General features: G+C 63.5%; 9 protein-coding genes. 3 read left to right on the forward strand and 6 right to left on the reverse strand.

What is annotated here, in order from left to right; all coding sequences use genetic code 11:
• Nucleotides 1-92: 92 nt before the first annotated feature.
• Both G6N27_RS10670 and G6N27_RS10675 read right to left on the reverse strand, forming a co-directional pair.
• A complete protein-coding gene (locus G6N27_RS10670; RefSeq protein WP_163776309.1) occupies nucleotides 93-1,937 on the reverse strand; it encodes a putative bifunctional diguanylate cyclase/phosphodiesterase in 1,845 nt (614 codons plus the stop codon).
• A gap of 25 nt (nucleotides 1,938-1,962) precedes the next feature.
• Complete coding sequence (locus G6N27_RS10675) at nucleotides 1,963-4,059, reverse strand: Rv1355c family protein (RefSeq protein ID WP_232064943.1); 2,097 nt, start codon at nucleotides 4,057-4,059, stop codon at nucleotides 1,963-1,965.
• Between the two features lie 201 nt (nucleotides 4,060-4,260).
• Here G6N27_RS10675 and G6N27_RS10680 point away from each other — a divergent pair, with 201 nt between their 5' ends.
• The 3 genes from G6N27_RS10680 (at nucleotide 4,261) to rfbF (ending at nucleotide 8,107) form a co-directional block, all read left to right on the forward strand.
• Nucleotides 4,261-6,120 (forward strand): putative bifunctional diguanylate cyclase/phosphodiesterase, encoded by a 1,860-nt coding sequence (locus G6N27_RS10680; RefSeq protein ID WP_163776310.1) that lies wholly within the window; start codon nucleotides 4,261-4,263, stop codon nucleotides 6,118-6,120.
• Between the two features lie 345 nt (nucleotides 6,121-6,465).
• Nucleotides 6,466-7,308 (forward strand): glycosyltransferase family 2 protein, encoded by an 843-nt coding sequence (locus tag G6N27_RS10685; RefSeq protein WP_163776311.1) that lies wholly within the window; start codon nucleotides 6,466-6,468, stop codon nucleotides 7,306-7,308.
• Nucleotides 7,309-7,330: 22 nt separating this feature from the next.
• A complete protein-coding gene (gene rfbF, locus G6N27_RS10690; RefSeq protein ID WP_163776312.1) occupies nucleotides 7,331-8,107 on the forward strand; it encodes a glucose-1-phosphate cytidylyltransferase in 777 nt (258 codons plus the stop codon).
• A gap of 135 nt (nucleotides 8,108-8,242) precedes the next feature.
• Here the strand turns inward: rfbF and G6N27_RS10695 are convergent, their stop codons facing one another.
• Genes G6N27_RS10695 through G6N27_RS10710 form a run of 4 tightly spaced genes read right to left on the reverse strand, consistent with a single transcriptional unit; the run spans nucleotide 8,243 to nucleotide 13,482 of the window.
• Nucleotides 8,243-9,868 (reverse strand): GMC oxidoreductase, encoded by a 1,626-nt coding sequence (locus tag G6N27_RS10695; RefSeq protein WP_163776313.1) that lies wholly within the window; start codon nucleotides 9,866-9,868, stop codon nucleotides 8,243-8,245.
• 26 nt (nucleotides 9,869-9,894) lie between these two features.
• Nucleotides 9,895-10,932, reverse strand: coding sequence for a UDP-glucuronic acid decarboxylase family protein (locus G6N27_RS10700; protein WP_163776314.1), 1,038 nt, complete (start codon nucleotides 10,930-10,932; stop codon nucleotides 9,895-9,897).
• Nucleotides 10,933-10,948: 16 nt separating this feature from the next.
• Nucleotides 10,949-12,268 (reverse strand): UDP-glucose dehydrogenase family protein, encoded by a 1,320-nt coding sequence (locus G6N27_RS10705; protein ID WP_163776315.1) that lies wholly within the window; start codon nucleotides 12,266-12,268, stop codon nucleotides 10,949-10,951.
• Nucleotides 12,265-13,482 carry a glycosyltransferase family 2 protein gene (locus G6N27_RS10710; protein WP_163776316.1) on the reverse strand — a complete coding sequence of 406 codons (1,218 nt, stop codon included), beginning with the start codon at nucleotides 13,480-13,482 and terminating at the stop codon, nucleotides 12,265-12,267. Before G6N27_RS10710 ends, G6N27_RS10705 begins: the two co-directional genes overlap by 4 nt.
• Nucleotides 13,483-13,905: the final 423 nt, after the last annotated feature.

The raw sequence follows: 13,905 nt of genomic DNA on the forward strand, positions 1-13,905 counted from the left end.
ATGCCTGGTCGGGAACACCATGCCACCCGGTGTGGGATTGCTACACGCCGCGTCGAGCACTCGGCTTCGAGGGCCTCACACGACCAGGTGGATCATCCGTTCGAGAAGTCCAGCTGCACAGCGCCCTTGGTCAGCAATGACTCCATGGCCGCGGCATCGAGCGGCGGAGACAGCAGAAAGCCTTGTGCTCGGTGACATCCCAGATCGAGCAGAATCTTGGCCGCGTCCGGACTCTCGATACCCTCGGCAACCACGTCAAGCCCAAAGGCGTCCGCCAGAGCCATGATCGACTGCACGATCGCCAGATCACCCGAATCCGTGCCGAGGTCACGGACAAATCCCTTGTCCACCTTGAGGGTGTCGACAGGAAGGAATTTCAGGTACGTCAGTGCGCTGTATCCGGTGCCGAAATCGTCCACCGCGATGTGCACGCCAAGGTTCTTGAGTTCGGTGAGGGTCTTCTGCGTGGCATCGATGTCTTGAACGACAACGCTTTCGGTGATTTCCAGACACAGTGCATCGGAGTTCAGACCGAACTCATCGAGGGTGGTGGCGACCGTTTCGACAACCCCGTCGGCGACGAGCTGAATCGGCGAAACATTCACCCGCAGTACGGCATTCAACCCGACGCCGCGCGAGCGCCACTGGCTGAATTGCGCACAGGCCAACCGCATGACCAGTCGACCGAGTTTTCCCGCGAGGTTGATCGACTCGGCGACACCGATGAACGAGTCGGGCATGAGCAGGCCCTGGGTGGGGTGTTGCAGCCGGATGAGCGCTTCGGCCCCGAGCACCTCGCCGGTCCGGAGGTCGAACTCAGGCAGGTAATGCACCACCAGCGCGTCAGTGTTGCCGTCGATGGTTTCTTCCAGATGCAATTCGATGTCGTCGCGGACCGCGTATCGCTGCGACATCTCGCGGTTGTACGGGGCGACCTTGCTTCCACCAGACGACTTTGCCGCACTGGTCGCTTCGTCGGCGCGGCGCAGCAGATCCGACGCCCGGTCGCGCCCGGGCTCGCCAACCGCGACACCGATGCTGACGGTGCGGGCGAGCAATTCACCGTCGATCACGACCTGTTTGTGCAGCATGGCCTGTAACCGCTTGGCGAAGGCCTCGGCCGCCTCGATCTCCATCGCCGCGGTGGGGACAACGGTGAACTCGTCACCGCCGAACCGGGCAATGACAGCGGGAAGGTCGACGGCCTCTTTGAGCTGCTCGACGAAGGCTTTGAGGAAGCTGTCGCCCACGTGATGACCGAGATGGTCGTTGATCACCTTGAGACGATCAATATCGAGGAGTAACAACGAAACTGGGCCCCGAGCTCCGGCGACCAGTCGCTCGTCGAGGTGGGCGATCAGCGCTCTGCGATTGAGGAGGTCGGTCAGGTCGTCGTGTTCGGCGAGATACAGCACCCGGTCCTCGGCGACGATGCGGGCCTGCAGCTGCGCGAACAATGAGGCGATCGCTTTGAGCGCGTTGAGTTCTTCCGGCAACCATTCGCGGTCGCCGATCTTGACAAAGCCCAGCGTGCCGGTGGTGACGTCCCCGGAGAGCAGCGGCACGCAGGCCAGCGAGGTCTGCGGAATGGCACTACCCTCTTCGACCCGCCGCTGATAATCCTCGTTCGCGGCGTCGGGCCGAACCACGTCGGGCAACTTGAGGTTTTCCGCCTGCGCGAAGATGGAATCAGCTCCGGCGAAGTAGACCACCCCGATCGGGTCGGGGTCTGGAACGTTCTCGCGCACCGGATATTCAGCGACAAGGACGGTCGCGTGAATGGTGTGGTCATTGTGCCGCAGGAATCCGAAGTCCACGCCGAAATGACTGACCAAATCAGCGATCACTCGTTCGCTGATCGAGACATGAGTGGCCGAGGAGGCTGCCATCAGCGCGGCAGCCGCACCGGTCACCAGGTCATCGAGGCCGCCCGACATGCCAATACGGTAGCCCCGATTGACGCTACCGCAAATAGACGCGGCCGGGATCGCGCCGGCTGCGCACGGTTGCCGGTTCGGCGTTTGCCAGCCGGAGCACCAAAACAGCGGCACCACCCGTCGCTATCCCGGCCAGCCGCTCGAATTCGTCTTGGAGATTCAGCAAGTCGTCGCTGAAAGCCGGGGACACCTCGACGAGGTCCGCGGCACTGCGGGCGTACAAGAAGATCGGCGAGATCGGGGCCACCGCCAATCCCTGTTGCTGCGCGGTGATCCAGACGGCTTCGACAGCGCAACCGCCGCGCGCATAGTCGGTCAGCGAATCGCCGGCCACCGAGATGATCGCCATCACCGAGCTCGCCGAAACACTTCTGCGGGTGTCCTCGCCCAGGGCCGATCCCGCGTTCCAGCGGGCGAGATTAGCCATCACATCCGGTCGCCGCAGGATGTCCACGACGGCGAGATCGCCGGGCGCCATTTCCAGGCTTCGGATATCGATACCGGTGTCCGGTGACGGATCACCTGGCCAGCGAAGTTCGGAGATCATCTCGGCGTGCAGGTCCGCGGTCAGATAGCGAGCCCGGTCCGACGCGGCGAGAATCGTTGCCAGCCTGTCGATGTCGGCCCGCTCGGTCAACAGGTGCAGGTGTGCACCTTCCCGCTCGGCAGCATCACGCAGGAATCGAGCGGTGTCATCGGCGATCGGTTGCGCCGCTCCCACGTGGCGATTGGTTTCTCGCCCGAGGGCTCCTTCGTACAGCGCGGCGAGCTGTGCGTCAGCGCCGTCGCCGAGCTGCAATGTCACCTGCAGTGGCCCGGCGTTGGAGGTCGGATCTTCGGTGAAAGCCACCGGCCCCAGCAGCTGTAAAGCGGCGGCCGCGGCCCGGGCATTGAACAGGGCCGCGCCGAGCGCGACGGCGCTACCCCGGTATCCGATGTCCATCATCGAACTGTGTTCGGGCACAAGGTGAATGGCGATGCGGTCGGCGTCGGCGTCGATTCGCCACGGCTGTGAGTTTCCGCCCGACGGCGCTCTGATGGCCGCCGCAACAATTCTGCCGGCCGCATCCGGAAACACCGGATCGGAATACGTGTCCGCCTCTTCATCGTGTTCTTCAGGCAACTCCGGCTCGCGCACGCGATCGAGCGCTCCGCCGATGTCGAGACGCGTCCGGCCCGACGGCAGATGTTCGCCCAACCCGATTCGTCGCACGGCCTCGGCGATCACCGGCGCTCCTGCCGCAACATCCCCGAATACCTGCGGCCACGTCGACAAGGTGTGGTCGATTTCCAGCAACGACGCTGCGCCGCGCGCCGACATGTCTTTCGCCTCCAGGAAACGCAGCAGCAGCGGAACTTTGTCCCTGCTCGTCATCCGGGACAGCGAAGCGGGATCCGCGTCGCCCAGCAGTCCGTGCATGATCGGCCGCCCGGGCTCGAGGTCGAACCGCTCCACGTCGACCAGACCGCGGTCGCTGGTGGCCATCAACACCGGAATCCCGCGGGCGCGGGCACGCTCACGCACGGTGGCTTTCATGTCCAGCGAATCGCATTCCTCGACAACGATATTCAGCCCGTCCAGAAAATCGTCGATGTTGTCCAGCGTCAAACCCCCATTCATGATCGTGACAGAAAGGTACGGATCGAGCTCGGCGATCCTGCGGGCCGCCGCCTCCGCTTTGTTCAGCCCGATGTCGAAAACGGTCGCCGGAACCCGATTGAGATTGGTGAGTTCAAGGTGATCGAAATCGGCCAGCCGAAGTTCGCCGCACAGGCCCTGGGCCGCCAGCGAGTGCGCGATGACATGCCCGGCGCTCAGACCGGCGACACCGATCTTCAATGCGCCGAGCCGCGCCTGCTCGTCGGCGGTGACGACGTTGCGGTTGCGGTCCAGCCGCGTCGCCCGGAAACCCCGCGGACCCAGCACCGCGACGACCGTCCGGCGCCACGGGTAATACGCCCATCGGCAAGGTTCGTCGACAAGCTCGGCGCTGGGCGGCGGCAGCAGCCCGCGCAATTCGGCGATTTGATTCGCGCTTTCGTCGACGAACTCGACGACGGGGTCGGCACGGAGTTGCTCCAACGTCAATTTGTCGGCGGGGTTCCCGGCGTCGAGAATCAATGCCGCGAATTCTGCGATGGCCGCCTCCCCGTTCGGTGATGTAATCGAGGTGTCAACTCGACGCCTTTCGCGATAGCCCAAATTCTGTATTATCCAAGGTCTGAAATCACGACGAAGTCACAGCGGAAATTTGCGACGCCCATAGAACTTTCGCACGCGCGACGTCCCGGATCTGCATCGTGCCCAGATCGGAGGACCCACATGGCGGGGAATCTGGGCCTCATCACGTCGATCGCCAACCGGCTGTTGGAAGCGACCGCGACAACCGCAACTCAGGCCAGCGAACAGGTGCTGGCCCAGCTCGTCGACCATTTCGATCTGCGCTACGCGTTCCTTCGCTACAGCGACCACGACAAGCGGACTTCGGTGCTGGCAGCGGAGTGGCCACCGCGGCCCGATGTAGCCGACCCGGATCCATTCGCGGTCCTTCCCTTCGCCAGCAGCCACCCGGTGTTGGCGTTGTGCGAAAACGGTAAGGACCTGGTGACGGTTCACCACGACTTCGACGACGGCGCCTCCCCGTGCCCGCTGGTCCAGCGCGGCCCCGGCGGTGCGCCGGCGGTGGCCGCGGCCCCGCTGATCGCCGGCGCCATGACCGTCGGCGTTCTCGGCTTCGTCAAAGGCCGTAGCCGGAAGTGGAAGTCGGGGGCGATCAACACACTCGAGACAACCGCGTCGCTCTTCGCGCAGTTCCAGGCGCGCATCTCCGCCGAGCAACGGCTGCGGCATCTCGTCGAACACGACGATCTGACTGGTCTGCGCAATCGACGATCGCTGCTCGCCTACCTTTCGGACCGACTGGCCGTCCAGCGGCCGGGCCCGGTCGCGTTGCTGTACATCGACCTGGACCACCTCAAGGCGATCAACGATTCCTTCGGCCACACCGCCGGCGACTGGTTCATCCGGGACTTCGCCGACCGGCTGCGCGACTGCGCCGGAAGCCAGAGCATGGTTGCCCGGCTGGGCGGCGACGAGTTCGTCGTGGTTCCGGATGAGCCGATGTCCGCTCATGCCGCCGCATCGCTGGCAGACCGGATGTGCAGAACTCTGCACGGTCGTCTGGTGATCGAGAGCCAGACCGTCACCCGGACCGTGAGCGTCGGCGTGGCGGCCGGCACACCGGGCCGCGACGACGGCGGCGATCTGCTGCGTCGTGCCGACGAAGCCGTCCTGGCCTCCAAGCGCGCAGGCGGCGACCGGTTCACGATGGCGAGCGCCAATTCGCTGAAGCAGCGATTCCGCAGCGACATCGAAAGACATCTGCAAGGCGACATCGACCACGATTCCCTGCTGCTGCATTATCTGCCCGAGGTCGACCTGTGGACGGGCGCCATCGTCGCCACCGAGGCACTCGTGCGATGGCGGCACCCCGATCGGGGAGTGCTGTTACCGGATTCGTTCATCGGCGTGGCCGAATCGATGGACCTCGCGGCCGAGTTGGACCGCTGGGTCCTGCGAACCGCATGCGAGGAGTTCGGCACGTGGCGGTCGCGCGGCCTCGGGCAAGGTACGTCGTTACGGGTCAACGTGTCTCCGCTGCAGCTGACCACTCCCGGTTTCATCGGCATGGTTGCCGAAACCATCGCCGACTTCGACATGGCTGACGGTTCCCTGTGCCTCGAGGTCACCGAGCGGGCGGTGGTCCACGACATCGACAACACGACGCGAACACTCGGTCAGCTCAAGGACATTGGCGTCCAGACCTCCATCGACGACTTCGGCAGCGGTCGCGCCGTCTTGTCGCACCTGCAGACGCTGCCCGTTGACGCGCTCAAGATCGACCCGCGATTCGTCCGCGAGCTCGGCACCAACGCCAACGATCTGGCGGTTGTCCGAGCGATCATCGGGCTTGCCGAGGCGTTCGACCTCCAGTTGATCGCCGAGGGTGTCGAGACCCCCGCGGCGGCTTTGGAGCTGATGCGGCATGGTTGCCGACGGGCCCAGGGGTACCTGATCTCCCGGCCCGTCACCGGCGATGTCATGGCGTCGCTGTTGTCGTCGCGCGGGCTGCCGATGCCGTTTCTCGCCAACAGCAAGGCGCTGACGACGGAGATGACCTGACGCGCGCGCACCGGTGACGCCCCTCTGCCCAGCATCTCGAGGACCGGCGGACCCCCCGCAGCCGGGAAGATTCGAGCAGTTATACCAATAGTCGACAAAACGGTTGCGTATCGTTCTTTCTGTATGGAATACTCCCCCTATGAGGGAGAGCGATATGCTCTGGCCAACGTTATCGCTGGTCGGCACGATTATCTGCGACAGGGCCGTCACTGAGTCTGCGCTGCTCACCGTCAACCTGCACCCCACTCCTTTGACATCGCCCGGGCACCGTCGGCTTGATCCCGAGCGCGCCTAGACCACGAGCGCTAAACCCCCAACACATCACGAGCAGATTGGCAGCTGACTATGACGACGACGGTCCCGGCCTCGGGCCAACCCACTGACAACGGCGCCACGCTGCGTCTGGCCAGTGCCACCCCGACAGCGCACGTCAAACCCGCCCCTGTCGCATCGCCCACCCGGCCCAGTGTCAGCCTGGTCATCCCGGTGCGCAACGAAGCCCGCAACGTCGGCTGGGTCCTCGAACAAATCGCCCACGACATCGACGAAATCATCCTCGTCGACGGCGACTCCACCGACGTCACCCTCATCACCGCCCGCCACGCCCGCCCCGACATCCGCGTCATACCCCAACAAGGCCCCGGCAAAGGCAGCGCCCTACGCACCGGCTTTCTGGCCGCCACCGGCGACATCATCGTCATGATGGACGCCGACGGCAGCATGTCCCCCCAAGAAATCCGCCACTACCTGCACTTCCTGAACAACGGCTACGACTTCGTCAAAGGATCCCGCTTCATCAGCGGCGGCGGATCACTCGACATCACCCCGTTCCGCGGACTGGGCAACTGGTTTCTGCTCACCGTCTTCAACACCGCCTACCACGCCCACCTCACCGACCTGTGCTACGGCTACTGCGCCTTTCACCGCCGCTACCTCGACCACCTCCGCCTCACGGCCACCGGCTTTGAAATCGAAGCCGAAATGACCGTGCGCGCCATGCAAGCCGGCCTGCGCATCGCCGAAGTCCCCAGCCTCGAACTGCCCCGCCGCACCGGCACCTCCAACCTGCACGCCATCCGCGACGGCATCCGCGTCCTACGCACCGTCCTACGCCACCACCGCACCGGACTCACCGGACACCTCTACCAAGCCGCACGCAACGCCGCCAAACGACCCACCGCGGCATGACCTCAAGATTGGACGACTGACGATGAAAGCCGTTCTGCTCGCAGGTGGTCTCGGCACGCGAATGCGTGAGGAGACCGAGTTCCGCCCCAAGCCAATGGTCGAGGTGGGCGGTCGGCCGGTGCTGTGGCACATCATGAAAATCCTTGGCCATCATGGCATTTCCGAATTCGTGGTGTGTACGGGGTACAAGAGCGAATACGTCAAGAACTACTTCTGCAACTACGGGGTGTCCAACCTGGATTTCACCCTCACCCTCGGCGACCAGTCGAGCATCCGCCACCACGGCTCGCACGACGAATTCAACTGGCGAGTGACCGTCGCGGATACCGGCCTGAGCACGATGACGGGCGGCCGGATCAAACGCATCCGGAAGTACGTGGGCGATGAGCCTTTTCTGTGCACCTACGGCGACGGCATCGCGAACGTCGACATCCCCGCGTTGCTGGAGTTCCATCGCGCGCACGGCAAGCTCGCGACCGTAACGGCCACCCAGCCGATGAGCCGCTTCGGTGTCATCGATCTCGAGCAGGACGGCGTGGTTGCCACGTTTCGGGAGAAGCCCAAGACCGAAGACTGGATCAACATCGGCTACTTCATTTTCGAACCGGAAGTGTTCGACTACATCGAAGGCGACGACACCGTGCTGGAAGACCAGCCGCTGCTCAAGCTGGCGAAAGACGGCCAGATCGCCGCGTTCACTCACCACGGGTTCTGGCAGCCGATGGACACCTTCCGGGAATCACAGATGCTGAACAACCTCTGGGACAGCGGGACGCCGCCCTGGAAGGTTTGGAACTGACAAACGCGTTGACGAGGTAGCAAACCGGATTGTGATCGAGTACGGTACGCCCGATCACACGTTCGCCACTCGCGCCGCAGTCTCAGCCGAAACCCGTTCTTGCACTGGGTGATCGGACCGGAAACCGGCTGTACATCAGCTCGCGAAATGAACCTGGTCGATGTGTGCGGCCACCCGCAACGCGTTCGCCGCAACCGTCAAGCTGGGGTTCAGGCCGGCGCTGGAGGGGAAGAACGAGGTGTCCACCACGTACAGGTTTTCTACTTCGTGAGCACGGTTATCGCCGTCCAAGACACTGGTTTTCGGATCGGTACCGAACCGGCAGGTCCCGCAGACATGGCCCAGGTTCGTGTTACCTTCCCCGCTCACGAGCGACATCGTTCGAAATGGCTGAAACACCTCCTTCAACTGGTGCAAAAACGTTGCTCGGCGTTCAATCTCGCTGGCGTGTAAACGGTACTGAATCCGCACTCGCTGGCGGCCGTCCGGGCTGGGCCGGTCGCTCGGCAGGACGCGGTTGTCCAGATAGGGCAGGTCTTCTGTCATCGCGCACAGCACCAGCCCGCCAGTGAGGATCCTGGTATGGATCTGGCGCACCGCTGGGCTCATCAGTCGCATCGCCCTACCCCGCATCCCTGGGCGGTTGGTCAGCCACTCCACGGGTGGTACTGGGCCGAATGACTGTACAGTGCCGTACTTTTGCCCTTCATAGAAGTAAAAATCATTGAGCCCGATCTGCTTGTGCGCTTCTGTCGTCTTCGAGTGGGAGTCTGGCCAGATCTCGATCGGGTCCAGGAGATGGCGCATCAGGTTGCGGCCCACCCAGTCTGAGCCGTTGGCCAATCCGCGCGGCCAATCGCCGGACCGGGAATTGAGCAACAGCACCGGGGTGACCAGCGCGCCGGCCGCCAACACCACAATCTTCGCCCGCAAAGCCAGCGTCTCAGAACCACTCTCACAGATCACCTGCCGCACCTGGGTGCGGTCGGCCTCCAAACGCACGACTCGGCATTCGGCCAGCAGATGTGCACCGAATTCGGCAATGGCCGGAAGTAAAGCATTGCGGCCGGCTTCGTTTTTGCACGACTTTGCGCACAGGTAGTCTTGGCAGATGCCGCAGCCCTGGGTGTAATCACAGGCCATCGGCAGGTGGTAAGGATGCAGGCCACGCCCTGTCAAATGATTGACCAAAGTCTGATTGTGCGCCGAAAACGGCGGCGGCGCAGGCAGACCGACCTCGGCGACTTCCGGGCGCAGGGGATCACGTTGGCCACGCACCCCCAGCATCTTCTCCGCCGCGGCGTACCAGGGCCGCATCTGGTCATAGCTGACCGGCCAGACCTCGGGCACGGTTGAATCGCCGGGTTCGGTGAAGTCTTGCCGGGGCGTGAAATCGCGCTCGAAGAATCGTTCGCAAACCATGCCGTACAGCGCCGAAGACCCGCCGGTGCCGCTGCCGATGAACGGAACGAACCGCCGCGGAATGCGACCGCTGATGTCTTCGATCTCATCGGTGGAACGACCGGCCCGGGCCAGGGCGTCGTAGTACGCCGCTGCCGAACGGTAAGCACGGGCCTCGACAAGTTCGGGTATGGCGGAGCGGATCGTTTTCGGTACCCCGGGTAGTGCCGAGCGTCCCTTCTCGACGAACAGCACCTTGCGGCCAGAGCGGGCCAGCTGGTGGCCCAGCATCGCGCCCCCCATGCCCGTACCGACGACAATCACGTCCCACGCGATGCGTTCGGCCTCGCGCGTACTCATTTCGCCAACAGTCAAAGTCGACCTTCTCAGCGCATGACGGCCGCACGCGCGGCCCGTCTGGGTGAATCGGGATCGGCGCAGCCGTTTGCCGCGGACAGACGCCTGCAGGGGTCTGGACGTGAACCGGTCACTGCTCTGAAATATTCGATGGTCCGCGCTACCCCCTGCTCGAATGACACACGGGGATGCCAGCCGAGCTTGGCTTCGGCAAGGCTGATGTCTGGCTTGCGCTGCCTCGGATCATCCTGAGGCAGAACGTCATTGATGGTCGGCGAGGAAGATCCAGTCATTTTCTTGATGAGCCTCGCGGCCTCCAGGACGGTGAATTCGGCCGGGTTGCCAAGGTTGACCGGTCCGGTGAACGACGGTTCGCTCCTGGCCATCCGCACGAGTCCGTCGACAAGGTCATCGACGTAGCAGAACGATCGAGTCTGGCTACCGTCCCCGAAGATGGTGATCGGGCGACCTTGTAGCGCCTGAACGATAAAGGTGGCGACGATTCGGCCGTCCTCAGGGTCCATCCTCGGACCGTAGGTGTTGAAGATGCGGACGACTTTGATTGGGATCCCGTACCGCCGACCGTATTCCAGCATCAATGTCTCCGCGACTCGCTTGCCCTCGTCATAGCAGCTCCGCACGCCGAAGCAGTTCACGTTGCCCCAGTAATCCTCGACTTGGGGATGGAGGGTGGGATTCCCGTAGACCTCGCTGGTGGACGCCTGAAGGATGGTCGCCTCCTTTTCACGCGCCAATTCGAGGAGGTTCCGGACCCCGCCGTAATTCGTCTCGAGGGTGAAAAGCGGGTCGCGCTGATAGGCGAGCGGCGCCGCGGGACAGGCCAAGTTGAATATGACGTCCACCTGACCCGCCGCGGAAGCGTCTATCGGCTGCGTGATGTCGTGCTCGATGAACTCAAAATCGCGGTCATGCTCGAGGTGAATGATGTTCTGCCGACTGCCGGTACAGAAGTTGTCGAGCCCGAGAACCGTGACGCCGTCGCGGCGAAGACGGTCGCAGAGGTGGGACCCGAGGAAGCCGGCGGCGCCGGCGACGAGGGCTCTCATGTTCTTCTCCTACGTCCTAATTCCGGCCTAAGCCGTGGTACTCAAAACCCTCTTCCCGCAAACGCTTTGGCTGATATATGTTTCGGCCGTCAAAAACCACGTAACCTCGCATCACCGACTTGAGACGCTGCCACGATGGCCGCTGGAATTGTCTCCACTCGGTGACCAGGAGCAACGCATCGGCATCCTCGACCGCTTCGTACATGTTCCCGGCGTATTCGATCGAATTGCCCAGTACCGTCTGGGCTTGCGCAGTCGCTTCGGGGTCGTAGGCTCGCACTGTCGCCCCGAGCTCGACCAGCCTCCTCGCGGTGACGACGGACGGGGCCTCGCGCATGTCGTCGGTCTGCGGCTTGAAGCTGAGGCCCCAGAGGCCGAAGCGCAGGCCGTCCAGGCTCGCCGCCGGCCCCTCGCGGTCGCCGAAATAGGCGAGGATCTTGGGTACCAGGGCGCCCCTTTGCTCGCTGTTCACGTCGTCGACCGCGCGCAGCAAACGCATGTCGGCACCCACGCGTGCGGCCGAATGTATAAGCGCCTGAACGTCTTTCGGCAAACAAGAGCCTCCGTAGCCGACCCCGGGGAACAAGAAGTCATAGCGAATGCGCCGGTCCGCTCCGATGGCCTCCCGCACGGCCGAAATGTCAGCGCCGGCCTTCTCGCACAAGTTCGACATCTCGTTGATGAAGGAAATCTTGGTCGCAAGGAAGCAATTGGCCGCGTATTTCGTCATCTCTGCGCTTCTGATGTCCATGACGATCAAAGGGTTAAACGTGCGCAGATACGGCTCGTAGACCTCGCGCATGATGTCGAGGGCGCGCTGCGAGTCGCCGCCAATCACCACACGGTCGGGTTTGGTGAAGTCGGCAATTGCGGTGCCCTCCTTCATGAATTCGGGGTTGGACACGACGTCGAACTCGTGCTTGGCCTTCTTGCGGATGATCTCTCGAACCTCCTCCGCGGTGCCGACCGGAACTGTCGACTTGTCGACCACGACCTTGTAACGATCCATATACGACCCGATGTCATCAGCCACCGCGTAGACGTAGGAGAGATCGGCCTCGCCGCTCTCGCGCGTGGGCGTCGGGACGGCGATGAATATCACGTCTCCGTGCTCGATTCCATAGCGCCTGTCCGTCGTGAAATCGATGCACCCGTTCTCGCGGTTCCGGTCGAGCAGTTCGCCCAAGCCGGGCTCATAGAAGGGGGACACTCCCCCGAGAAGCTGGTCGACCTTGCCCTGATCGATGTCGACGCAGACCACGTCGTTACCGCTGTCCGCCAGACAAGCGCCCGTCACCAGCCCGACGTAGCCGCATCCGATCACCGAGATTTTCAACGGACCGCCTCCTTGTGGCGTTGGCGGCGGACTTCGCGCAGGTAGAGCCAAGCACCTTGGAGCAGGCCCTTGCGGCCGGCTCGCAGAAGATTGTCCGGCACGCCCCCAGTGGATGAATCGGGTTGTCCGGTATGGCGATTGGCCAGCATGCGGGTGATCCCTTGCGGGACGAACCGGTAGATCCGCCAGAGGTATTTCGGCGAGGTCAAGATCATGCTCATGAAGAACGCGGTCAGACCCGCCGAATAGCCGAAGAACTGTTTTTCCAGGGCCTCATCGGTCCGGCGGTGGTAGTGCCAGGTGATGGCCGGTGGCCAGTGCAGGATCGTCGAGCCGTGCTCGAGCAGCAGCGACAGAGCCCGCGTCTCTTCGCCGTTGAGGGCCAAGGTCCCTGGGCCGAGCCGGTTGTCGAAGCCGCCGATCGCGCGCAACCGCTGGGTCCGAAAGGCCATGTTGCCCCCAGCGCCAAAGCTGGGCAACGGGTAGAGCGGATCAACCACCGAGGGCAGACCCGCCCGCAGCACAACCGGCTCCAGCCCACGGCCCTTGTTGAACCCGCCGTAACGCTCGAAGTTGACCTGGGCGGCGGTTTCCAACTCAGCCGGCAGCATCAGTCCGGCCACCGCATCCGGTCGATCCGGATGGGCGAAACCCCGCTTGAGCCAGGCGATCCAATCAGGATCAGCCACCTCGTCGTCGTCGATCCAGGCGATCAGATCACTGCCCACCTCGGCCAGTGCGCGGTTCCTGGCACGCGAGAGTCCTGGCGCCGGCTCGTGACAACACCGCAACCGCAGACCCCTGACCGCGGCCACCGTGTGCGCCACCTGGCCCTGGGCGGAGTTGTCGACCACGAGCACCTCAAAGTCCGGGTCAGACTGCTCCGCCAGGCTCTCCAGCGCACGCACCAAGCTCTCGGGCCGGTCGCGGGTGCAGATCACCACCGTCAGCGATGCCTGCAGGCCCTGCCCGGCCTCGACCGGTCGCGGAAAGCCCTGTGCGGCAAAACGATCACGCAGATCAGCCACGGTGATCACCGACTCGGCGCCGATATCGAGAAACTGCGTGCCCACCGGGCACCCGTTATCACGCACCAAACACCACGCTGCCGCAAACCGGGTGACATCGACGACGTGCTCGCCACCAGCACCGGCAAGATCGACGTCGACGACCCAGGCCGGCGCCCGCAACCCACCACGCTCAATCGCACGCACAGCACAGCCCCCGACCCGACGCCGAGTCGATCACCGCTACGTCGGCTGCAGCACCGGCGCGGGCCGAGTCGATCGACGGTGAGCACGACGCCTGGTGTAGAAGCGTCGGCCGAAAGATGATTTTCTTCGCCATCTCCTGCCGGGTCTCTCGCTAAGATCTGCAGAACGGCAACGAAATTTCTTGCCAGGCTTGTGGTTTACGTGTTGGTGGCGTTATGAATCGACGACGCCACCGGGAGTCGACGTCGCGCCCCCGAGCAGGCGGGAGCAGCGTAAGCCGGGCCGCTTTCGACCCGGCTTGCGCGGAGACCAAGTGGCTCAAGGGATCTCCTCTTCGAGGCTGACGTTGATATGAGTAAACCAGAAGTTGATCAAAATCATACTATGCATACGTAAAGTATGGGAAATTCTTATGTACGGGGG

Origin of the sequence: Mycobacterium cookii (genome assembly GCF_010727945.1) — a bacterium.
Lineage (GTDB): Bacteria > Actinomycetota > Actinomycetes > Mycobacteriales > Mycobacteriaceae > Mycobacterium > Mycobacterium cookii.

Coding starts and splice junctions, on each gene's coding strand:
- G6N27_RS10695 (WP_163776313.1), bottom strand. CDS start 9,868: ATGAGTACGCGCGAGGCCGAACGCATCGCGTGGGACGTGATTGTCGTC.
- rfbF (WP_163776312.1), top strand. CDS start 7,331: ATGAAAGCCGTTCTGCTCGCAGGTGGTCTCGGCACGCGAATGCGTGAG.
- G6N27_RS10685 (WP_163776311.1), top strand. CDS start 6,466: ATGACGACGACGGTCCCGGCCTCGGGCCAACCCACTGACAACGGCGCC.
- G6N27_RS10700 (WP_163776314.1), bottom strand. CDS start 10,932: ATGAGAGCCCTCGTCGCCGGCGCCGCCGGCTTCCTCGGGTCCCACCTC.
- G6N27_RS10670 (WP_163776309.1), bottom strand. CDS start 1,937: ATGTCGGGCGGCCTCGATGACCTGGTGACCGGTGCGGCTGCCGCGCTG.
- G6N27_RS10680 (WP_163776310.1), top strand. CDS start 4,261: ATGGCGGGGAATCTGGGCCTCATCACGTCGATCGCCAACCGGCTGTTG.